17 protein-coding genes are annotated in these 20071 nt (G+C 73.3%); 7 read left to right on the forward strand and 10 right to left on the reverse strand.

The window, feature by feature from the left end:
• The first annotated feature begins 6 nt into the window (after positions 1 to 6).
• The 5 genes from AB0M43_RS12815 to AB0M43_RS12835 are packed head-to-tail and all read left to right on the forward strand — an operon-like array spanning position 7 to position 5310.
• Complete coding sequence (locus AB0M43_RS12815) at positions 7 to 1260, forward strand: ABC transporter substrate-binding protein (RefSeq protein WP_363723990.1); 1254 nt, start codon at positions 7 to 9, stop codon at positions 1258 to 1260.
• Positions 1257 to 2168 (forward strand): sugar ABC transporter permease, encoded by a 912-nt coding sequence (locus tag AB0M43_RS12820; RefSeq protein WP_363723992.1) that lies wholly within the window; start codon positions 1257 to 1259, stop codon positions 2166 to 2168. The genes AB0M43_RS12815 and AB0M43_RS12820 overlap by 4 nt, the downstream gene beginning before the upstream one ends.
• Positions 2165 to 2971 (forward strand): carbohydrate ABC transporter permease, encoded by an 807-nt coding sequence (locus AB0M43_RS12825; RefSeq protein WP_363723993.1) that lies wholly within the window; start codon positions 2165 to 2167, stop codon positions 2969 to 2971. Before AB0M43_RS12820 ends, AB0M43_RS12825 begins: the two co-directional genes overlap by 4 nt.
• Positions 2968 to 4296 (forward strand): GH1 family beta-glucosidase, encoded by a 1329-nt coding sequence (locus AB0M43_RS12830; RefSeq protein ID WP_363723995.1) that lies wholly within the window; start codon positions 2968 to 2970, stop codon positions 4294 to 4296. Before AB0M43_RS12825 ends, AB0M43_RS12830 begins: the two co-directional genes overlap by 4 nt.
• Before the next feature lie 3 nt (positions 4297 to 4299).
• Positions 4300 to 5310 carry a LacI family DNA-binding transcriptional regulator gene (locus AB0M43_RS12835; protein ID WP_363723997.1) on the forward strand — a complete coding sequence of 337 codons (1011 nt, stop codon included), beginning with the start codon at positions 4300 to 4302 and terminating at the stop codon, positions 5308 to 5310.
• Between the two features lie 121 nt (positions 5311 to 5431).
• Here the strand turns inward: AB0M43_RS12835 and AB0M43_RS12840 are convergent, their stop codons facing one another.
• Genes AB0M43_RS12840 through AB0M43_RS12855 form a run of 4 tightly spaced genes read right to left on the reverse strand, consistent with a single transcriptional unit; the run spans position 5432 to position 9346 of the window.
• Positions 5432 to 6532 (reverse strand): acyltransferase, encoded by a 1101-nt coding sequence (locus AB0M43_RS12840; protein WP_363723999.1) that lies wholly within the window; start codon positions 6530 to 6532, stop codon positions 5432 to 5434.
• Positions 6529 to 7167 carry a M15 family metallopeptidase gene (locus AB0M43_RS12845; protein WP_363724001.1) on the reverse strand — a complete coding sequence of 213 codons (639 nt, stop codon included), beginning with the start codon at positions 7165 to 7167 and terminating at the stop codon, positions 6529 to 6531. The genes AB0M43_RS12840 and AB0M43_RS12845 overlap by 4 nt, the downstream gene beginning before the upstream one ends.
• Positions 7164 to 8270, reverse strand: a complete 1107-nt coding sequence (locus AB0M43_RS12850) for a D-alanine--D-alanine ligase family protein (RefSeq protein WP_363724003.1) — start codon at positions 8268 to 8270, stop codon at positions 7164 to 7166. The genes AB0M43_RS12845 and AB0M43_RS12850 overlap by 4 nt, the downstream gene beginning before the upstream one ends.
• Positions 8267 to 9346 carry a pyridoxal-phosphate dependent enzyme gene (locus AB0M43_RS12855; protein ID WP_363724005.1) on the reverse strand — a complete coding sequence of 360 codons (1080 nt, stop codon included), beginning with the start codon at positions 9344 to 9346 and terminating at the stop codon, positions 8267 to 8269. Before AB0M43_RS12855 ends, AB0M43_RS12850 begins: the two co-directional genes overlap by 4 nt.
• A 210-nt stretch (positions 9347 to 9556) precedes the next feature.
• Between AB0M43_RS12855 and AB0M43_RS12860 the strand changes: the two genes are divergently transcribed.
• Positions 9557 to 10081 (forward strand): hypothetical protein, encoded by a 525-nt coding sequence (locus AB0M43_RS12860; protein WP_363724007.1) that lies wholly within the window; start codon positions 9557 to 9559, stop codon positions 10079 to 10081.
• A gap of 151 nt (positions 10082 to 10232) precedes the next feature.
• On the opposite strand, the gene AB0M43_RS12865 is transcribed toward AB0M43_RS12860, so the two are convergent.
• The gene (locus AB0M43_RS12865; protein WP_363724009.1) at positions 10233 to 12596 is read right to left on the reverse strand and encodes an SdrD B-like domain-containing protein; all 2364 of its coding nucleotides are present in this window, start codon (positions 12594 to 12596) and stop codon (positions 10233 to 10235) included.
• Positions 12597 to 12827: 231 nt separating this feature from the next.
• Between AB0M43_RS12865 and AB0M43_RS12870 the strand changes: the two genes are divergently transcribed.
• Positions 12828 to 13187, forward strand: coding sequence for a DUF3224 domain-containing protein (locus tag AB0M43_RS12870; RefSeq protein WP_363724564.1), 360 nt, complete (start codon positions 12828 to 12830; stop codon positions 13185 to 13187).
• Between the two features lie 55 nt (positions 13188 to 13242).
• Here the strand turns inward: AB0M43_RS12870 and AB0M43_RS12875 are convergent, their stop codons facing one another.
• The 5 genes from AB0M43_RS12875 to AB0M43_RS12895 form a co-directional block, all read right to left on the reverse strand.
• Positions 13243 to 13920 (reverse strand): helix-turn-helix domain-containing protein, encoded by a 678-nt coding sequence (locus AB0M43_RS12875; protein WP_363724011.1) that lies wholly within the window; start codon positions 13918 to 13920, stop codon positions 13243 to 13245.
• Positions 13921 to 13975: 55 nt separating this feature from the next.
• Positions 13976 to 15712 carry an ABC transporter ATP-binding protein gene (locus tag AB0M43_RS12880; RefSeq protein ID WP_363724013.1) on the reverse strand — a complete coding sequence of 579 codons (1737 nt, stop codon included), beginning with the start codon at positions 15710 to 15712 and terminating at the stop codon, positions 13976 to 13978.
• Positions 15709 to 17409, reverse strand: coding sequence for an ABC transporter ATP-binding protein (locus AB0M43_RS12885; protein ID WP_363724015.1), 1701 nt, complete (start codon positions 17407 to 17409; stop codon positions 15709 to 15711). The genes AB0M43_RS12880 and AB0M43_RS12885 overlap by 4 nt, the downstream gene beginning before the upstream one ends.
• 199 nt (positions 17410 to 17608) lie before the next feature.
• Positions 17609 to 19201, reverse strand: a complete 1593-nt coding sequence (locus AB0M43_RS12890) for a serine/threonine-protein kinase (protein WP_363724016.1) — start codon at positions 19199 to 19201, stop codon at positions 17609 to 17611.
• A gap of 88 nt (positions 19202 to 19289) precedes the next feature.
• Positions 19290 to 20030 carry a hypothetical protein gene (locus AB0M43_RS12895; protein ID WP_363724018.1) on the reverse strand — a complete coding sequence of 247 codons (741 nt, stop codon included), beginning with the start codon at positions 20028 to 20030 and terminating at the stop codon, positions 19290 to 19292.
• Positions 20031 to 20071: the final 41 nt, after the last annotated feature.

The raw sequence follows: 20071 nt of genomic DNA on the forward strand, positions 1-20071 counted from the left end.
GTCATCATGCGTCGCGTCCTCGCCCCGCTCCTCGCGATCTGCCTGCTCGCCTCCGCCGCCGCGTGCGGCTCCGGCGACGCGAAAGACGAGAAGGTCAAGCTCACCATCGGGCTCTTCGGCGACTTCGGCTTCAAGCCGTTGTACGAGGAGTACAAGGCCACCCACCCGAACATCCAGATCGAGGAGCGGGTCTCCGAGTTCGCCGCCCACCACCAGAATCTCACCGCGCACCTGGCCACGAACACCGGCGCGGCGGACATCGAGGCGATCGAGGTGGGCTACATCAGCCAGTTCACCGCGCAGCCGCAGAAGTTCCACAACCTGCTCGACCGGGGCGCGGGGAACCTGGAGGGCAGGTTCCTGCCGTGGAAGTGGCAGCAGGGCCTGTCCGGCGACGGGAAGTCCCTCGTCGGGCTCGGCACGGACGTGGGCGGCATGGCCATGTGCTACCGCAACGACCTGTTCGCGGCGGCCGGGCTGCCCACCGACCGCGACGCGGTGTCCAGGCTCTGGCCCACCTGGGCGGACTACGTGAAGGTCGGCAAGGAGTACAAGGCGAAGAAGCCCGAGTCGGCGTTCTTCGAGAGCTCCGGCAACATGTTCCGCGCCATGGTCGAACAGGGCTCGCAGGGCGTCTACGACAAGCAGAACAACCTGGTCGTGGACTCCAACCCCGGCGTGCGCGCCGCGTGGGACACGGCGGTGGACGCCATCGACGCGGGCATGTCGGCCAAGCTGACGGCGTGGACCCCGGAGTGGACGGCGGCCTTCGAGAAGGGCTCGTTCGCCACGATCGTGTGCCCGGCGTGGATGACCTCCTACATCCAGACCAACGCCAAGAACGCGTCCGGCAAGTGGGACGTGGCGGCGGTCCCGGGCGGGGCGGGCAGCATGGGCGGCACGCACCTGACGCTGCCGAAGCAGGGCAAGCACGCCAAGGAGGCGTACGAGCTGATCTCGTGGCTCACCGCGCCCGCCCAGCAGGCCAAGGTGTTCAAGGCGACCGGCAACTTCCCGTCGACCCCGGAGCTGTACTCCAGTCCCGAGATCACCGGGTTCAAGAAGGACTTCTTCAACAACGCGCCGATCGGGCAGATCTTCTCCGACTCGGCGAAGGCCGTGAAGCCGCAGTACATGGGGCCGCGCACCGGTGACGTGTTCACCACGATCGGCTCCGGGCTCGGCCGGATCGAGAACGGTCAGCAGAAGGCCGACGACGCCTGGAAGCAGGTCCTGTCGGATGTGGCCAAGCTGAAATGAGCGACCGCCTCTACCGCTGGGACCTGAAGGCCTCGCCGTACGTCTACATCGCGCCCTTCTTCCTGCTCTTCGGCGCGTTCGGCGTGTTCCCGCTGCTCTACACGGCCTGGGTGTCCCTGCACGACTGGACGCTGCTGTCCGAGGAGCACCCGTTCGTCGGGCTGGGCAACTACTCCGCGCTGTTCGGCGACCCGTACTTCTGGAACGCGCTCGGCAACACGCTCTCGATCCTGGTGCTGTCCACCGTCCCGCAACTGCTGTTCGCGCTGGTCCTGGCGCACCTGCTCAACCGGCCGCTGCGGGGTCGGACATTCTTCCAGCTCGGGCTGCTGCTGCCGAACGTCACCTCGGTGGTGGCGGTGGCGGTCATCTTCTCGCAACTGTTCGGGAGGGACTTCGGGCTGATCAACGCCGTCCTGGAGTCCCTCGGGGCGGGCCGGATCGACTGGCAGAACGGCACGGCCAGCTCGCACGTCGCCATCGCCACCATGATCGTGTGGCAGTGGACCGGCTACAACGCGCTGATCTACCTGGCGGCGATGAAGGCCGTGCCCCGGGAGCTCTACGAGTCGGCGACGTTGGACGGGGCCACCGGCCTGCAACAGCTGACCCGGATCACCATTCCGATGATCCGGCCGACGATCATCTTCACCGTCGTGGTGTCCACCATCTACGGGTTGCAGGTCTTCGCCCAGCCGCAGCTGTTCGGGGGCGGCGGGCCGACCGGGATCACCGGGGGCACGGACCGGCAGTTCCAGACGCTCTCGCTGTACCTCTACGAGCACGCGTTCACGAAGGGCTTCCAGTTCGGGTACGCCTCGGCGACCGCCTGGGTCATGTTCGCCGTGATCGTGCTGGGCGCCGGGCTCAACTACCTGTTCGTCCGGAAGATCAGGAGCACGTCGTGACCCGCCGGCTGGTCTACCTGAGCCTGACGGCCGTCGTGTTCTTCTCGGCCTTCCCGCTGTACTTCAGCGTCGTCGTCGCGTCCTCGGACACCTCGGCCCTGAGCAGCGCCCGACTGCTGCCCGGCGCGCACCTGTGGGACAACGTCCGCCGGGTGTTCGGGACCGTGCCGTTCGGGACGGCGATGCTCAACTCGGTCCTCGTGTCGCTGTCGATCACGGTGTCGGTGGTGCTGTTCTCCACCCTCGCCGGGTTCGCGTTCGCGCGGCTGCGGTTCCGGGGGCGCACCGCGTTCCTGGTGTTCATCGTGGGCACGATGATGGTGCCGACCCAGCTGGGCATCATCCCGCTGTACATCCTGATGGCGAAGATCGAGTGGACGGACTCGCTCCAAGCGGTCGTCGTCCCCGCGCTGGTCAACGCCTTCGGGGTGTTCTTCATGACCCAGTATCTGTCGGAGGCGCTGCCGAAGGAGCTGCTGGAGGCGGGCCGGATGGACGGCTGCTCCACCCAGCGGCTGTTCTGGCACGTGGTGCTGCCCGTGGCCCGGCCGGCGGCGTCCGTCCTCGGCATGCTCACGTTCCTCGCCGCGTGGAACGACTACTTCTGGCCGCTGGTCGTGCTGTCCTCGCCGGAGAACCACACGGTGCAGGTCACGCTGTCGCAGCTGCGCAGCGGCTACGTCACCGACTACGCGTTGTCCCTCACCGGCACGGTGCTGGCCACCCTGCCACTGCTCGTCGTGTTCGGCCTGCTCGGCAAACAGATCATCGGAGGAATCATGCAGGGGGCGGTCAAGGGATGATCACATTTCCGGAGGGTTTCGTGTGGGGGGCCGCCACGGCCGCCTACCAGATCGAGGGCGCGGTCGCGGCGGACGGCAGGGGACCGTCCATCTGGGACACGTTCAGCCACACGCCCGGCAGGGTGGCCGGCGGGGACACCGGGGACGTGGCGTGCGACCACTTCCACCGGTACGCCGAGGACGTGGCGCTGATGGCCGACCTGGGCCTGCCGGCGTACCGGTTCTCGGTGTCCTGGTCCCGGGTCGCGCCCGACGGCCGGGGGCTCAACCCGCGCGGCCTGGACTTCTACGACCGGCTCGTCGACCGGCTGATCGAGACCGGCATCGACCCGATCGTGACCCTGTACCACTGGGACCTCCCCCAGCCGCTGGAGGACACCGGCGGCTGGACCGCCCGGGACACGGCGGAACGGTTCGCCGACTACGCCGCCGCCGTCCACGACCGGCTCGGCGACCGGGTGCAGACCTGGACCACCCTGAACGAGCCGTGGTGCTCGGCGTACCTCGGCTACGGCAACGGCGTGCACGCCCCCGGGCAGCGCGACCCCGGCAAGGCGTTCGCGGCGGTGCACCACCTGCTGCTCGCGCACGGGCTGGCCACCCGGGCGCTGCGGGCGGCCGGGGCGCGCACCGTCGGGCTGACCCTCAACCCGGCCTCGGTGTCCCCGGTGGACCCGGACAACCCCGCCGACGTGGCCGCCGCGCGCCTGGTCGACGGATTGCAGAACCGGATCTTCCTCGACCCGGTGCTGCGCGGCGAGTACCCGTCGGATGTCCTGGCCCTGGTTTCCGCGCACCTCCGCGACACCGACCTGAAGGTGATCTCCGAGCCGATCGACCTGCTGGGCGTCAACTACTACATGCCGCTCTACGTCCGGGCCCGGCCCGGCGCGACCGGCGGCGGCGAGGCCTACCCGGGCACCCGGGACATCGAGTTCCTGCCGGCGGCGGGTCCGGTGACCGAGATGGGCTGGCAGATCGAGCCGGCCGGCCTGACCCGGCTGCTGGAACGGATCGCGCGCGACTACCCGGGCACCCCCCTGATGATCACGGAGAACGGCGGGGCGTTCGCGGCGGGCACGGCCGACGCGGACCGGATCTCCTACCTCGACGGGCACCTGCGCGCGGCGCACGAGGCCATCGCCCGGGGGGTGGATCTGCGCGGCTATCTCGTATGGTCACTCCTGGACAACTTCGAGTGGGCCGAGGGCTACCGTAAGCGGTTCGGGATCGTGCACGTCGACTACGACACGCAGCGCCGGGAACCGAAGGACAGTGCCCTCTGGTACCGCGACGTGATCCGCCGGAACGGCCTGGAGGGCTGAGGAATGAACGCGTCACGGGGGCGGCCCACGCTGGAGCAGGTGGCGGCGCGGGCCGGCGTGTCGCGGGCGACCGTCTCGCGGGTGGTCAACGGCTCGACGTCGGTCGCCGAGTCGATCCGCGAGGCGGTGAACCGGGCGATCGGCGACCTCGGCTACGTGCCGAACCTGGCCGCCCGCAGCCTCGTCACCCAGCGCACCGACTCGATCGCGCTGGTCCTGCCGGAGGCGGCGACCCGGGTGTTCTCCGACGACCAGTTCTTCCCGAGCGTGATCCGGGGGGTCAGCCAGGAGCTGGAGGCCGCCGACAAGCAGCTCGTCCTGATGCTCGCGGGTTCGCCGGCCAGCCACGACCGCGTCGAGCGGTACGCGGCGGCCCGGCACGTGGACGGGGTGCTGTTCGCCTCGATGCACGGCTCGGACCCGCTGCCCGGCAAGCTGGCCCGGATGGGCATCCCCGTGGTGTGCAGCGGCCGCCCGCTCGGCCCGGCCACCGTGCCCTACGTGGACGTGGACCACATCGGCGGCGTGACGGCGGCCGTGCACCACCTGCTCGCCCTCGGCCGGACCCGGATCGCCACCATCGCCGGGCCGCAGGACATGGTCGCGGGCATCGACCGGCTCGCCGGCTACCGCGGCGCGCTGAAGGACTCCCGCAGCCGGTCCATCGTCGCGGTCGGCGACTTCACCCGCGAGTCGGGCGCGGTGGCCATGCGCCAGCTCCTCGACGACGATCCCGCGCTGGACGCCGTGTTCGTGGCCTCCGACCTGATGGCGCACGGCGCGCTGGGCACGTTGCGGGCGGCCGGCCGGCGGGTGCCGGAGGACGTGGCCGTGGTCGGGTTCGACGACATCGAACTGGCCCGGTACACCGAGCCGCCGCTGACGACGGTGCGGCAGCCGATCGTGGACATCGGGCGGGAGATGGCGCGCCAGGTGCTGCGGTTGGCGGCCGGGGAGGAGGCGGAGCCGGCGATCGTCCTCCCGACGGAACTGGTGATCCGCCAGTCGGCATAGGACCCTTCGACGGGTACGCGGCCCGCGTGGCCGGGGCTCGGTAGCTGGTGGCGCGGGCGGGTCGGCCGGTTGCCCGGACGGGTCGGCGACCGTCACCGCTCCGGATGTCCCGCGTGGCCCGTCACCCCGCCCGGGACGGCACCCGAACCACCCTGTCGAGCCGCGCCTTCAGCCGGGGCGCCAGTGGTCTTTCCACGCCCACGTGGATGCCCCAGGCGAGCAGGCCCATCGCGGCCGTCAGCCCCGCGACCAGCACGTACCTGTTCACGTGCGGGCCGAGCCAGGCGAGCGCCACGAAGCCGAGGTGCGCGTGCACCAGGTACAGCGGGTAGGTCAGGGAGCCGGCGTGCGCCATCCAGGGCCGGCCGAGCGCCGCCGTCCCGCGCAGGGCGACCAGGAGCATCACCGCGAACACGGCCGTGATCACGACGCACACGACCACGGGCGAGAACGCGGTCGCGTACCGGTCCTGGACACCGGCCGCGAACCCCACCCCCCGGTAGAGGGCGTTGCCCCAGCACAGGGCGAGGATGGCGCCCAGTTCCCAGGTCGGGCCGGAGCGGTAGACGAGGCCGAGGGCCATGCCCGCGACGAAGTAGTGCGCGAAGGTGGACTGGCCGAGCAGGTCCACGAACCCGGGCAGCAGACCGAGCTGGGTGCCCAGGGTGACACCGAGCCAGGCCCACAGCGCGAGGAGGACCCGGCGGCGGGTCAGGCCGATCAGGACGAGGACGAACACCAGCAGGTAGAAGCGGAGCTCGGCCCACAGGGTCCAGTACACGACGTCGACGTTGGCGATGTCGACGGCCGGGTTGAGCATGGTGAGGTTCGCCAGGTACTGGCCGAGGCCCACCCGGAATCTGCCCGACAGCACCGACACGAGGGCCGTGAGGGTGACCGCGACCCAGAAGGCCGGGTAGAGCCGGACCACCCGGGACACGGCGAACCCGCGCGCCGTGCGGCCCCACGCGCTGAGCAGCACCACGAAGCCGCTGATCACGAAGAACAGATCGACGCCGAGGTACCCGTAGCGGGTCAGCTCGCCGAGGCCCGGGAAGCGCGCCGGGCTCAGGCCCTGCATCCAGCCGGAGAACGTGTAGTGGAAGACGACCACGGCGACGGCGGCGCCGATCCGGAGCAGATCCAGCTCGTGCAGCCGCCGACGCGCCGGCCCAGGGCCAGTTGCCGTGCCAGCCCCGTCCGGCCCCGCCGCCGGCGTCACAGTTCGACGGGCCCGTACCGGGTCGCGGCGGCCCGGGTGCTCAGCGCCCAGTACCGGTCCCCGAACGACCAGTGCCACCACTCCGTCGGGTAGTTCACGAACCCGGCCGCCCCCAGCACGGTCCCGAGCACGTCGCGGTTCCCCCGGGCGGCGGCGGACACGGCCGACCCGGTGAAGCACGCGTCCCCGCTGGCCAGCGGGCTGTCGTTGACCAGGGTGCCCATGTCCAGCTCGACGCCCTCGGCGGTGCACAGGGTCAGGTCGACCGTGCCGCCGGTACTGTGCGGGGCCACCTCGGGCGGGGACACGTACTTGCTGGCCTCCACGTGCAGCCGCGCCGGGTCCCAGTCGGGATAGCTGAGGCGCAGCTCGTCGCGGTACCCGTCGAAATAGGTCTTCTGCAGGCCCAGCGGCCGGTAGCCCTCGACGACGAGCAGCCGCAGGCCGTCGGGCAGGGCGCGTTGCGCGGCGAGCAGGCGGTCGACGGCGTTCTCGCGCAGGTGGGCGTAGGCCCCGGCGGGGTCGGCGAGCCGGGGGTCGACCAGCAGGTCGGGGACCTCGCGCAGGTCGACGAGGGCCTCGCCGTTGTCGCGGAGCGGGACGGCCGCGACCCGGGGGTCGGACAGCAGGATCACGACATGCCCCGCTTGCGGGCGTGCCGCTCGAAGGCGAGGGCGATCAGCCGGTCGAGCAGGTCCTGGTAGGACACCCCGGAGGCCTGCCACACCTTCGGGTACATCGAGTGCGCCGTGAAGCCGGGCATCGTGTTGAGTTCGTTGACGTACAGCCGGTCGGCGGCCTCGTCGTAGAGGAAGTCGACCCGGGCCAGGCCCCAGCCGCCGACCGCGCGGAACGCCGCCACGGACAGTTCCCGGGTCCGCGCCTCGACGTGCGCGGGCAGCACGGCGGGCACGATCATCGGGTCGAGGGTGCCGAGGTACTTCTGGTCGTAGTCGAACCAGCCCCCGCTGACGGTGACCTCCCCGACGCAGGACGCCTCCGGCTCGAAGCCGCCGAGCACCCCGCACTCGATCTCCCGGCCGGTGACGCCCTGCTCCACGATCACCACGGGGTCGTACTCCAGGGCCCGGTCCACGGCCGCGACCAGGTCCGACGGGTCGACCACCCGGGTGATGCCGATCGAGGAGCCCATGTTCGCGGGCTTCACGAACAGCGGGTACTCCAGACCGTCGACCAGCGCCAACGGGTCGGCCATCCCCCGCCAGCGGACCTCGTCGGCCCACACGTGCGGGGTGACGGGCACGTCCTCGGCGAGGAACGCGCGCTTCATCGCCACCTTGTCCATGCCCACGGCCGAGGCCGCGATGCCGCCGCCGACGTAGGGCACGCCGAGGAACTCCAGCAGGCCCTGGAGCACGCCGTCCTCGCCGAACGGGCCGTGCAGCAGGGGGAACACGACGTCGAGGTGCGCGACCGGGTCCCCGTCGGCGAGCACCGCGACGCCGGGCCGGCCGGGGCGCAGCTCGACCAGGGGGCCGACGACCTCCAGGTGGTCGTCGATCGCGCGCACGCCGTCGGGCGGGGTCATCAACCCCTCCACCACGTCGTCGGGTACGAGCCGGAAGTCGCCCTCCCGCGTCACCCCGACCACGACCGGCGCGTACCGGTCCCGGGGCAGCGCCCGCACGACCGCCAGGGCCGAGGAGCAGGACACCGCGTGCTCGGCCGAGGGGCCGCCGAAGAGCACCCCGACCCGGATCCGCGCGTCGCCGGTCATACGGTGGCCTCCTGGGGGTGGGTGCCGGCCGGGCGGCCGGGGTTGGTACCGGCCTGGTGGCCGGGGTTGGTGAGATGGGTGCCGGCCCGGTGGCCGGGCGCGGTCGGGTCCTCTGTCGCCAGGATCCCGGCGAGGGTGCCCGGGTCGACGTTGCCGCCGGTGAGGACCACGCCGATGTCGCCGAGCCCGCCGGCCGCCGCGAGCTGGAGCGCCCCGGCGAGCGCGGCGGCGGCCGACGGCTCGACGAGCAGCTTCGCCTCGTACAGCGCGAGCCGCACCGCGTGCGCGATGGCCGCGTCGTCCACCCGGACCACGGCGGACACCACGTCCCGGACGAGCCGGAAGGGCAGCCGGCCGACCTGCGCGGGCCGCAGCCCGTCGGCGAGGGTCGGTTCGGGGACCACGGTGACCCGGTTGCCGCTGACCAGGCTCCGGGCGAGGGAGTCGTTGCCGACCGGCTCGACCCCGTACACGGCGAGGTCGTGGCCCTCGGCGGCCAGGCAGGCCCCGGCGAGGCCGCCCGCGCCGCCGACCGGCAGGACCACGGCGTCGAGGCGCGCGCCCCGGGTGCGGACCTCGTCGAGGAGTTCGAGGGTGGCGGTGCCCTGGCCGCAGATCACGTCCGGGTGGTCGTACGCGTCGAGGACGGCGTGGCCGGTGGAGACCCGGAGCCGTTCGACCACCTCCAGCCGGTCGGCGAGGGTGTGCCCGGCGAGCATCACGTCGGCCCCGGCGGCGTGCACGAGCGCGATCTTGGCCGGGGAGGCGTCGACGGGCAGGACGGCGACGGCGCGCAGGCCGCGTTCGCGGGCGGCGAGCGCGACGGCCACGGCGTGGTTCCCGGTGCTCTGGGCGATCACCCCGGTGTGCCGGCCCTCGTCGGCGATCCGCCCGACGGCCAGCGTCGCCCCCCGGTACTTGTACGAGCCGCCGCGCTGCAGGTTCTCGGCCTTGAGCCACAGCCGGGCCCCGGCCAGCGCGTCGAGGGCGGCCGACCGGACCACCGGCGTCCGCACGACCCGCCCCGCGAGCCACGCCCCGGCGGCCAGGACATCCCGACCACTCAGAGTTATCATGCTTGTCGCCGTAGTCACCGCGATGTGCCCTCCCCGTCCTGAACCGGCTGGTGAGGCCACACTGCCGGGCCAATATGCCCGCCCCGTCCCCGCCGTGTCATGAACCGGTAACAACACACGGAGAGTGACCACGGCGCGTTGGCACGAAGCGGGGATCAGACCGCTGGCCGGCATCTCCTATGGTGTGCGCAGACGCGAGAGGGAGCAGAGATGGCAGAGATGGACGACTGGAGCACGGACGAGCCGGCCGAGGTGGTGGTCGTCGACCACGCTGGTGGCGGCCACGAGGTGGTCACGGACACCGACCACGACGGGTACGCGGACTCGGTCGCCGTCGACGCCGACGACGACGGGCACTCCGAGGTGGTCTACACCTCCGAGCACGGCGACGGGACCACGCTCGACACGGCCTCGGTGGACACCGACGGTGACGGCCGGATCGACGCGGTGTACGCGGACACGGACCACGACGGCCGGGTCGACTCGCTGATGGTGGACCGCGACGGTGACGGCCAGGCGGACGCGATCTACCTGGACACCAACGGCGACGGCATGGTCGACCAGGTCATCCTGGACACCGACTTCGACGGCAACGCCGACTACGCGGCGGCGGACACCAACTTCGACGGGGTCGCCGACGTGACGGTCACGGACACGAACTTCGACGGCACGTACGACACGGTGCACTACACCGAGGCGGGCCCGCGCGGGCTGGACCCGTTCGGCGCGAACTAGTACGAGGGTCGCGGCGGCCACGCCGCCGCGACGCAACCGCCCGGCCGGCACCGGCGCGGGCGACGCCCGTCCGAGCGGCCCGACCCGAGGACGCGGGGTGACGCCTGCCCGAGCGGCCCGGCCCCGGAGCTGTCGGCCCGGGACCGGCCGGTCAGTCGAGGCGCATCCGGCGGCGGGCCGCGACGAACATGCCGGCCCCCACCCCGAGGAACGCCAGCCCGGCGGCCAGCCCGCCGAGGATCCACGTCGCCCCCGTGCCGGCCAGCGCGTCCGACCTCCGGTGCGGCGCGCCCACGGCCGGGGTGCCGGAGGGGCCGGACGGGACGTCGTACCCCGCGTCGAGGGTGTGGTCGTTGTGTCCTGCCGCCCCGGTGGTCAGGCGCACCGACCGGCCGGGGGGCTCCGGGCCCGCCCTGGTCGCCAGCAGGGTGCCGGGGGCCGGCCTCCCCGGCAGGGCCGAGGTGTCGGCCGTGGACACGTCGAACGTCAGCTGGTACTCGGTGCCCGGACCGACCGCGAACAGGTACTCGCCCCGCGAGTTCGTCGTGGTCGACGCGAGCTTCTTCCCGGCCGCGTCGAGCAGGTTCACCGTCACCCCCGGCAGCGGCTCCTCGGACGGGTCCTGCCGGCCGTCGCGGTCCCGGTCGAACCACACCCGGCTGCCGACCTGCACCGGCGGCGGATCGCAGAGCAGTTCCAGGTCGCCGAGCCCGTTGGCCCGCCCGAACGTGCCCTTCCCCGCGCCGTCGACCGCGAAGTCCTGGCCGCCCTCGCCCGTCTTGTTGTCGAACCTGCGGGTGCCCACCGGGGCCACCATCGTCGACACCGTGCCCGTGAACCGGGGCGCGAACGCCAGCCCGCCCATCGCGCCCTCGGCGCGGGTGTCGTCGGCGAAGTCGCCCGGGTAGTACTCCTGGACGCCCGACTGCGGGGGGCCGCCGCGCACGGCGCCGACGTGGCTGGGGCAGGTCAGGCCGTCGCCGTCCCACACGTAGCCGTCGCCGGTCCGGCAGACCCGGGTGATGTCGCCCATCGCCGCGTCGAGCGACCGCCGGCCCGTGTCCACCGCGCCGACCGGACCGGACGCGTCGAGGCCGGCCTGGTCGCCGAGCCGGTCGCGGAAGCCGAGCACGATCGAACCGTCCCGGTCGAAGACCAGGTCCGACAGGATCGGCTGCGGCCGGTTGGCCTCCCGGAACCACCCTCGTCTGGGTACGTCCGGGTCGTCGAACCTGCCGTCCGCGCTGTTGTACGGCTCGTACGTCGGCTGCCACGGCCGCCAGTACCCGTCCCGGCCGCCCCGGCGGTGCTCCAGGCCGTGCGCGACGACCGTGGTGAACGCGGTGCCGTCGAGCCGGAGCACGTACGCGCGCAGGTCCTCGCGCCGCTGGCTGCCCTCGGCGGCGCAGGTGCCGCCCACGTACATCGCGCCGTCGTGGTAGCCCAGCCCGTACGGCCGCCAGTCGGCCGGGCCGGTCGGGCAGCCCGGGTCGGGGATGGGGACCGTCCGCTGGGGGGCGCCGGCCGTGGTGCCGGTCGCGTCGTAGAGGTAGAGGGCGCGCGCCTTCAGGCCGACGGCGTACAGGGTCCGGCCGTCGGCGGACAGGTCCAGGTCGCCGAGCCCCTCCTTGCCGACCGCGTTGTTGACCGCGAGGCTGTCGCGGTCCAGGTCGGCGGCGTGCTCGGCGGCGCCCGCGTCGGGGACGGTCGCGAACGTGGTCACGGTCCTGGTGGCCCGGTCGATCAGGTAGATGCCGCCGGGGCCGGCCGGGCCGTAGGGGGTCATGCGTTTGGTGAGGGCGCCGACGAAGAGGCGGTCGCGGTCGCGTTGGTACGCCAGGCCGTAGGTCGCGCCGATCTGGGAGGTCACGGCCTCGACGGTGACGCCCGATGTTCCCGGAGCCGGGGCCTGGGCGGCGCCCGGGGCCGGGGCGCCGGGTTGGTCGAGGGGCCAGGACACCAGGGCCCGGCTGTCCGGGGTGGCCGCCGTCCCCTGCCGCGCGCACGGGGTGGCCAGGTCCGGGGTCGCGTGGCAGTAGTCGGCCGGGTCGTGCACCCCGGTCAGCACCGTGGCCTTCTTCCCGCCGCGCACGTCCACGAAGCTGACCAGCGCCGACAGGGTCGGGTCGGGGCCGCCGACCGGGGCGGGCCGCAAATACGACCTCGTGGCGGGCACGACGACCTCGACCCGGTACCGGCCCCCGGACAGCCCGCCGGCCGTCGGCTCCAGGACGGCCACCCCGCCCGCGTCGGTGGTCGCGTCCTGGGTGGCCCCGGCGTCGTCGGTGAGCCGGACCAGCAGGCCGGGCTCGCCGACCTCCAGCGCGGGGGTGTGGCTGCCGTCGGAGTTGACGTCGCGGACCACGGTGACGGTGACCTGGCCGTCGCCGGTGTCGGCCCGGGCGGGGGCGGTGCCGGCGAGCAGCCCGACGACGAGCGCGACGCCCGCCGCGACCCGCGCCCTGCGTCCCCGTGCCGTGTGTCCCCGCGCTCTGTGTCCCCGCGCACCCGGCATCTGCGGCCCCTTCCCGGAGCAGGAACAAAACAGACCTAAGTTACATTCCAGACCCTCATCGGGTACGGGACACGCTCACACCCGGTCCACGGAGGGCACCAGGTCCGCACAGCCCGGGAGCGGGCCGGATCGCGTGAGGGCCCGGAAAATGTCGGGGGTGGTGGTTAGGGTCGGCGGGAGTCGGTCGAACGAGGGGGTCGGGCAGTGGTCCAGATCGCGCGCAGCACATTCGTGGCGGGTTCGCAGGACGCGGGGACCGTCCCTTGGGAGGGCGGCCAGATGAGCCGCACGCACTGGGACAAGACGTTCACCGGCGACCTGGCCGGCACCAGCGCGGTCGAGGCGGTCATGCTCGGCCTGGACGACGGCGGCCCCTCGATCTACGTCGGGATCGAGCGGATCGACGGCACGCTGCACGGCCGGGCCGGCAGCTTCGTGCTGCTGCACACCGCGACGCACCACGACAGCGGCGGGCTCGCCCAGTGGGTGGTCGCGCCGGGTTCGGGCACGGGCGAGCTGACCGGCCTCTCCGGCACGGCGCAGATCCTGCCGGGCCACGAGTTCACCCTGACCTACGAGCTGGAGCCCTGACCCCGGTCCCGTTGCCACGCCGTTCCCAGGTCAGCCCTGCCGCCCTGGCCACAGGTCAGCCCCCGGCGGAGGGCGCCCGTGCGGCCAGCCCTTCAAGGACCAGGTCGAGTTTGCGCCGCCACCAGTCGTGCGCCGACCCGTCGATGATCGCCGTCATGATCCGGGCGAACGGCGCGCTGGCCCGGTCCGTGCGGTCCACGCCCCAGGCCTCCCGCATCGTGTCCCGGACGGACGTCGGCCCGTCCGGGGTGTGCCGGACCTGGGTGAGCCGGTCCCAGCCCCGGTACGAGTCGGCCGCCAGGTCGGCGACCGTGTCCATCGCGAGCACCGCGTCCTCGCCGGTGAAGCCGAGCCGGACCAGTTCGGTGACGACGGCGAAGAACACCTCGGTCACGGCCGGCGGGCTGACCGCGAGGACCCGGACCTCCTCGGCGAGCCCCGGGTTCGTCTCGAACAGCCGCCAGATCGCCTCGGCGACGTCGGTGAGGTAGCCGCGCCAGTCCTCGCCGGCCACCGGCCACTCCACCCGGGCCACGGCGAGGTCGATCGCGGCGAGGACCAGGTCCTCCCGGCCCCGGATGTGCCGGTACAGGGACGAGTGGTTCACGCCGAGCCGGTCCGCGACGGCGGTGAGGGTGAGGTCGCGGAAGCCGAGTTCCAGGGCGGCGACGGCGGCGTCCTCGCGGCTGATCCGGGGTCGGGGGCCGGGTCGGCGTCCAGAGGGCGAGGTCATGCCGCCATTGTGCCGACCGGCCTCCCGCCCCACCCGTCGCGGGCCCGCTCCCCGGTCAGCGCTCCCCGGCCCCCGCCAACCTCCACCCCCCGGCCCGGTTCCGCTCCGCCCAGAACCGGGCGTAGTCCCCGCCGGCCGCCAGCAGCTCCGGATGCGTGCCCACCTCGGCGATCCGCCCGTCCCGGAGGAACACGATCTGGTCGGCGGCCGCGATCGTGGCCAGCCGGTGCGCGATCACCAGCAGGGTGCGCCGCCCGGCGAGGGACCGCAGCGCGGCGCTCACCGCCGCGTCGTTGCGCGCGTCGAGGGCGGCGGTGGCCTCGTCGAGGAGGACGATCGGCGCGTCCTTGAGCAGGGCGCGGGCGATGGAGACCCGTTGGCGTTCGCCGCCGGACAGCCGGGTGCCGCCCTCGCCGACCCGGGTGTCCCAGCCGTCGGGGAGGCGGGCGGCGATCTCGTCGACCCGGGCGAGCCGGGCCGCGTCGGCCACCTCCGCGTCGGTGGCGGCGGGCCGGCCGACCCGGATGTTGCCGAGGATGGTGTCGTCGAAGAGGTACACGTCCTGGAACACCATCGACAGCTGCCCCATCAGGGCCTCGGTGGAAAGGTCGCGGACGTCGTGCCCGCCGACGAGTACGGAGCCGGCGTCGACGTCGAAGAACCGGGCGATCAGCCGGGTGACGGTCGTCTTGCCCGAGCCGGAGGCCCCGACGAGGGCGGTCATGGTGCCGGCGGGCACGGTGAGGCTGACGTCGCGGAGCACGGGGCGGTCGTCGTAGCCGAACGCGACACCGCGCAGTTCCACGGTGGGCGCGCCGGGGACGGCCGACTCCGCGGGTTCGGGCATGGTCGGGGTGGCGAACACGTCGGCGAACCGGCGGAGGCTGTTGGCGCCGATCCGCAGTGCCCCGCCGAGGTCGGCGGCGAGCACCAGGGGTTCGGTGAACCGGGTGGCCAGGACCAGCACGGCGACGAGGTCGGCGGCGCCGATCGTGCCGCTCAGGGCCAGGCGCACGCCGAGGACGAGCACGGCGGTGTACGTGGCCTGCACCGCCAGCGCGTTCATGGCCTGGCCGGACACGGTGCCCGTGATGAGCCGCCGGCCGGCCCGGTGCTGGGCGCGCAGGGCGTCGTCGAGCTGGGCGTACCCGCCGGAGGTGCGGCCGAACGCGCGCAGCACGGCCTGGGCGCGCGCGTACTCCACGACCCGGCCCCCGGCGGTGACCCCGGCGTCGTCCACGGCCCGGTCGGCGCGCCCGGTGAGGCCGGCGGCGATCCGGTAGGTGCCGGCGAGCAGCGCCCCGCCGACGGCGAGCGCGAGGCCGAGCCGCCAGTCGGTGGCCAGCGTGACGAGCACGACGACGGCGGGGGTGACGTACGCGGTGACGAGGGGCTGGAGCAGGTGCGCCGGTACCCCCATGACCTGGGTGACGCCCTGGGTGACCATCCGGCCGAGCCGGCCGGTGCGGTCGGTGGAGAACCAGCCGAGCGGCAGGCCGGCGAGGGTGTCGCCGAGCCGGTGGTACAGGGCGCGGGACAGGTCGAGGCCGACCCCGAACCCGAGCACGGCCTGGGTGTACTGGAGGACGGCGCAGACCACGGCGGCCCAGCCGAGGGCGAGGATCCACGGCCAGGCCCGGGAGGGTTCCCCGGCGAACAGGGCGCGCAGGATGGGCACGAGCAGCGCGTACGCGGCGCCCTGGGCGAGCGCGAAGGCGAACAGGGCGGCGAGGTACCGGCGGACGGCGCCGGCCCGCCGGGCGTCGCTGACGGCGGACAGTAGCCGGATCATCGGTCCTCCAGGGAGTCCCACAGCCTGCGGTACAGCCCGTCGGCGGCGAGCAGGTCGGGGTGCCGGCCACACTGGACGATCCGCCCGTCGTCGAGGACGGCGATCTGGTCGGCCCCGGTGACGGTGTGCAGCCGGTGGGCGATGACGAGGACGGTGCGGCCGGCGACGAGGGTGCTCAGCGCGTCCTGGACGGCGGCCTCGCACTCGGGGTCGGCGTACGCGGTGGCCTCGTCGAGCACGAGCACCGGGGTGTCGGCGAGCAGGGCGCGGGCGATGCTGACCCGTTGCGCCTCGCCGCCGGAGAGGACGGGGTCGACCGTGTCGTACCCGTCGGGAAGTTCCGTGATCCGGTCGTGGATCTGGGCGGCCTTCGCGGCGGCGCGCACCTCGTCGTCGGCGGCGTCGGGCCGGCCGAGCCGGATGTTGTCCCGGACGCTCGTCCGGAGCAGTTGGACGTCCTGGAACACGAGCCCGACGTGCCGGTACAGCTCGGCGGGGTCCATGTCGCGGACGTCCACCCCGCCGAGGGTGACGGTGCCGGAGTCGGGGTCGAAGAACCGGGGCAGCAGCCGGGCGAGGGTGGACTTGCCCGAGCCGGACGGGCCGACGAGCGCGGTGACGGTGCCGGGCCGCAGGGTGAGGCTGACGTCGTGCAGGACGGGCGCGTCGGCGGCGTACCCGAAGGTGACGTTCCGGAACGTGATCTCGTGGCCGTCGGGCACCCGCGGTGTCGCGGGCACGGGCAGCGGCGGCGTGTCCAGGGTGGTCCGGACCCGGGTCGCGGCGGCCCTGGCCTCCCGGAGCGCGGCGGCCCCGAAGCCGAGGGTGAGCAGCGGCTGGCCGAACCCGAGCCCCAGCAGCACGAACGGCAGCAGGTTCGCGGGCGTCAGGGTGCCGGACCCGATCATGGCGGTGCCGGCGGCGAGCACGACGGTGAGGACGGTGACCGGCATCAGGGTGGTCTGCGCGGCGCCCTCCCACCGGGTCATCGGCCCGACCCAGGACCGGAACCGGTCGGCGAAGTCGTCGGCGGCCGCCGCGAACCGCGAGGAGGCCCGCCGGGTCCCGCCGAACGTCTTGACGACCGCGATGCCCGAGACGAACTCGACGGCGGCGGTGTTGATCCGGCCGATCGCGGCGTTCATCTCGGCCATCTTCTTCTGGTAGCCGCCGACCAGCACCGCGTACACGGTGAGGTAGACGGGCAGGGTGGCGGTCGTGACCAGGGCCATCCGCCAGTCCACCCAGAACAGGTAGCCGAGGGCGAGCACGGGGGTGACGGCGGCGGCCACGATGTCGAGGGCGGCGTGCGCGACCAGGCTGTGCATGCTGTGCACGTCGTCCTGGACGGCCTTCTTCACCTCCCCGGAGGTGTGCGCGGTGAACCAGCCGAGCGGCACGGTCCCGAGCCGCCGGGCGATGCCGGACCGCAGGTGGTACTGGAGGTCGGCGTCCGCGAGGTGGCTGACCGTGAGCGCGAGGCCCGTCGTGGCGGCCCGCACGGCGAGCGCGACGGCGGCCACCAGGACCCAGGTCCACAGGCCGGTGCGCCCGCCGGCCAGGAGTCGGCGGGCGAGCTCGACGACGGCCAGGTAGGGCACGAGTCCGGCGGCGGAGGACACCGCCTGGAGGAGACCGGCGACCCACAGCCGGACCCGGACGGGGCGCCATACGTCGAAGGTGGGAAGGGTGGACATCAGCACCTCAACTTAGGGGAGCCTTACCTATTGGAGACATGCTGTTGCAATTAAGCCGGGGTGTCAAGAGCCCATCCACCACGAGGGGTACGCGTCGGCGCGTCGCCTGCCTCCGACCAGGGCGGGCACACGGAAGAGCCCCGGACCGCCGCCCTGGTCGGGGCGGGGTCCGGGGCCGTGGGCGCTCCGGGTCGGCGGGTCAGCCGATGATGATCGTGCAGTCCTTGGTGAACGGTCCGGCGCTCGCCCCGGTGCTGGTGGACACCAGGAGCCGCACGTTCGTCTGGGCGTTCGGCCACTTGAAGTTCAGGCCCGGCACGCTGAGGGTGTAACTCGTTTTGCCGCTGTGGCTCGTGGTCGTGCTGCCGGTGGTGCTCCACTGCCGACCGTTGAGGACCTGCACCGTGTAGGTGACCGTGATCGGCCGTGCGTCCGAGGCGGTCATCGTGCCCCGGATCGTCACGCTCGCCTTCGCGCAGTCCCAGGCGACGGCAGAAATGCTGGGGGTGCTCGTCTGCGGCGGCAGCGTGGTCGGCGGCGCGGTCTTCGTCGGCGGCTTCGTCGTCGGCGGCTTGTTCGGGTTCCCGGTCAGGGTCGGCGGGTTCGGCCCGACCGTCGGGGGCACCGTCACCCCGGGGGTCGCCCCGGGCGTGGCCGACGGCGACGGGGTGGCCGACGCGCTCGGGTCGGGGCTCGGGCTCGGGTCGCCCGGCGCGCTCGGCGACGCGCTCACGACGGTCTCGCCGGAGCCGAGCGGCAGGGTGGTGGTCTCCCCCGCCGACAGCGCGTACCCGGTCGCCCCGCCGCCGACCACGATCAGCAGCACGATGGCCCCGGCCGCGAACCAGGCCCGCTTGGGCCCGCCGACGATCGTCTTGCCGAGCACCGTGGTGCCGACCGCGCTGCTGTTGGCCTCGGGGCCGGCGAGCGGGAAGAGCAGGGCGAGCAGGGCGGCGCGCTCGGCGAGCTTGTTGCGCCCCTTCTCCTCCCAGCCGGGCCCGTACCCGGCGGTGGCGATCTGGTCGAGTTCGGCCACGAACGCGGCGGCGTCGGCCGGGCGCTCCAGCGGGTCCTTGGCCATGCCCCGGCGGATCAGTTCGCGGACGGGCTCGGGGGCCTCGTCGGCGGGGATCGGGGCCTGTTCGTGCTGGAGCTGCATGGCGGCCTGGATGTCGGCCACGTACGGCTTGCGGCCCACCACGCACTCGAAGAACGTCGCGGTCGCCGCGTAGATGTCGGTCCGCGGGCTGGCCGGCTTGCCCTTCCACTGCTCGGGGGCCATGTAGGACGGGGTGCCGGCAGCCTGGCCGGTGGTGCCGGTCCGCGCGGAGATGCCGAAGTCGGCGAGCTTGCTGTTGCCCTCGGCGTCGATCAGGACGTTCTCGGGCTTGTAGTCGCGGTGCACCACCCCGGCGGCGTGCGCGGCGGCGAGCCCGAGGAGCGATCCCTTCAGGACGTACAGCGCCGCCTCGGGGCCGGTCGCGCCGTGCTCCTTGAGCAGGGCGCGCAGGGCGATGCCGTCGACGAGTTCCATCACGATCGCGGCGGAGTGGTCGGTCTCGACGTACTCGAACAGTCGCACCACGTTGGGGGCCCGCAGTTCGGCGAGCAGCCGCGCCTCGCCCCGGAACCCGAGCAGGAAGTCCCGCTGGGAACACAGCTCGGGGGCCAGGTACTTGATGGCCACCCGCACCCCGGACACGTCGTGGGTGGCGAGCACGACCCGGCCCGCCCCGCCCCGGCCCAGTTCACGCACCTCGGTGTACCCCTGCACCGTCCAGGTCTCGGTCATGGCTCGTACTCCGTCCACGGCGGTCGATGGGCAACGGTGGTCGATGGCGTCGGCGGGATTCTTCCTCGAAACCCGGCGGCGCGCAATTTCAGTCCTTCCGGGGCAGGCGGATCAGGCTGGCCGCCCCGCCGCCGATGACGCCGCCGGCCGCGACCCCCGCGGCCCCGTACAGGATCCCGGTGGTCAGGCTGTCGTCCGCGGTGGCGGTGGGCAGCAGGCTCTGGGCGCCGCCGGAGACGCCGCCGGACGGTTCGACGGGGACGACCTCGTAGTCGGTCGGCGCGCCCGGGCCCGGCGTGACCACGTCGGTCTGTACCGGTGCGTCCGGGTAGGTGACGGTCGGCGGGTAGGTCGGGGACGGGGTGCCGCCGGCGGCCGGCGGAACCGGCGGATCCACCGGCGGAACTCCCGGATCGGCGGCGAGCGGGAGGTTCGGGTCGACCGGCGGCACGGTCGGGTTCCCGTACGGCAGGTGCGGGTCCAGCGGCGGCGCCGTCGGCGTGCCGAGCGGCAGGTGCGGGTCGAGGTGCCCCACCGACGGCGGCGTGACCTTGACCAGCGGCTGGTGGACGGAACCCAGCTCGGCGCTCCAGTCCAGGCCGTGCGGGATGAGGGACACCGAGGCGCCGCCGAAGCCGGTCTTGGACAGCCGCGCGCCGAGGGCGGTCGGCCCCGCGTCGGTGCGGGCGTCCACCAGCTTGCGGAGCTTCTCGGTCTCGTCGACGCCGAGTCGGTAGATCCGTGCGACCTCGTCAGGGTTCGTCCGGGCATGGACGGCGAATTCGTCGTCGATGGCCATGCGGGCGATCAGGTCCCGGTAGAGCGACATGTGCGGCCTCCTCCTTCTATGCTGAGCGAGCCTAGGGAGCG

Origin of the sequence: Longispora sp. NPDC051575, from assembly GCF_040681875.1 — a bacterium.
Lineage (GTDB): Bacteria > Actinomycetota > Actinomycetes > Mycobacteriales > Micromonosporaceae > Longispora.

Bases quoted from the DNA above. Each gene is read 5' to 3' on its own strand.
- AB0M43_RS12890 (WP_363724016.1), bottom strand. From the start codon at position 19,201: ATGACCGAGACCTGGACGGTGCAGGGGTACACCGAGGTGCGTGAACTG.
- AB0M43_RS12850 (WP_363724003.1), bottom strand. From the start codon at position 8,270: ATGACCGGCGACGCGCGGATCCGGGTCGGGGTGCTCTTCGGCGGCCCC.
- AB0M43_RS12875 (WP_363724011.1), bottom strand. From the start codon at position 13,920: ATGACCTCGCCCTCTGGACGCCGACCCGGCCCCCGACCCCGGATCAGC.
- AB0M43_RS12860 (WP_363724007.1), top strand. From the start codon at position 9,557: ATGGCAGAGATGGACGACTGGAGCACGGACGAGCCGGCCGAGGTGGTG.
- AB0M43_RS12835 (WP_363723997.1), top strand. From the start codon at position 4,300: ATGAACGCGTCACGGGGGCGGCCCACGCTGGAGCAGGTGGCGGCGCGG.
- AB0M43_RS12855 (WP_363724005.1), bottom strand. From the start codon at position 9,346: ATGATAACTCTGAGTGGTCGGGATGTCCTGGCCGCCGGGGCGTGGCTC.
- AB0M43_RS12885 (WP_363724015.1), bottom strand. From the start codon at position 17,409: ATGTCCACCCTTCCCACCTTCGACGTATGGCGCCCCGTCCGGGTCCGG.
- AB0M43_RS12880 (WP_363724013.1), bottom strand. From the start codon at position 15,712: ATGATCCGGCTACTGTCCGCCGTCAGCGACGCCCGGCGGGCCGGCGCC.
- AB0M43_RS12865 (WP_363724009.1), bottom strand. From the start codon at position 12,596: ATGCCGGGTGCGCGGGGACACAGAGCGCGGGGACACACGGCACGGGGA.
- AB0M43_RS12830 (WP_363723995.1), top strand. From the start codon at position 2,968: ATGATCACATTTCCGGAGGGTTTCGTGTGGGGGGCCGCCACGGCCGCC.
- AB0M43_RS12815 (WP_363723990.1), top strand. From the start codon at position 7: ATGCGTCGCGTCCTCGCCCCGCTCCTCGCGATCTGCCTGCTCGCCTCC.
- AB0M43_RS12820 (WP_363723992.1), top strand. From the start codon at position 1,257: ATGAGCGACCGCCTCTACCGCTGGGACCTGAAGGCCTCGCCGTACGTC.
- AB0M43_RS12895 (WP_363724018.1), bottom strand. From the start codon at position 20,030: ATGTCGCTCTACCGGGACCTGATCGCCCGCATGGCCATCGACGACGAA.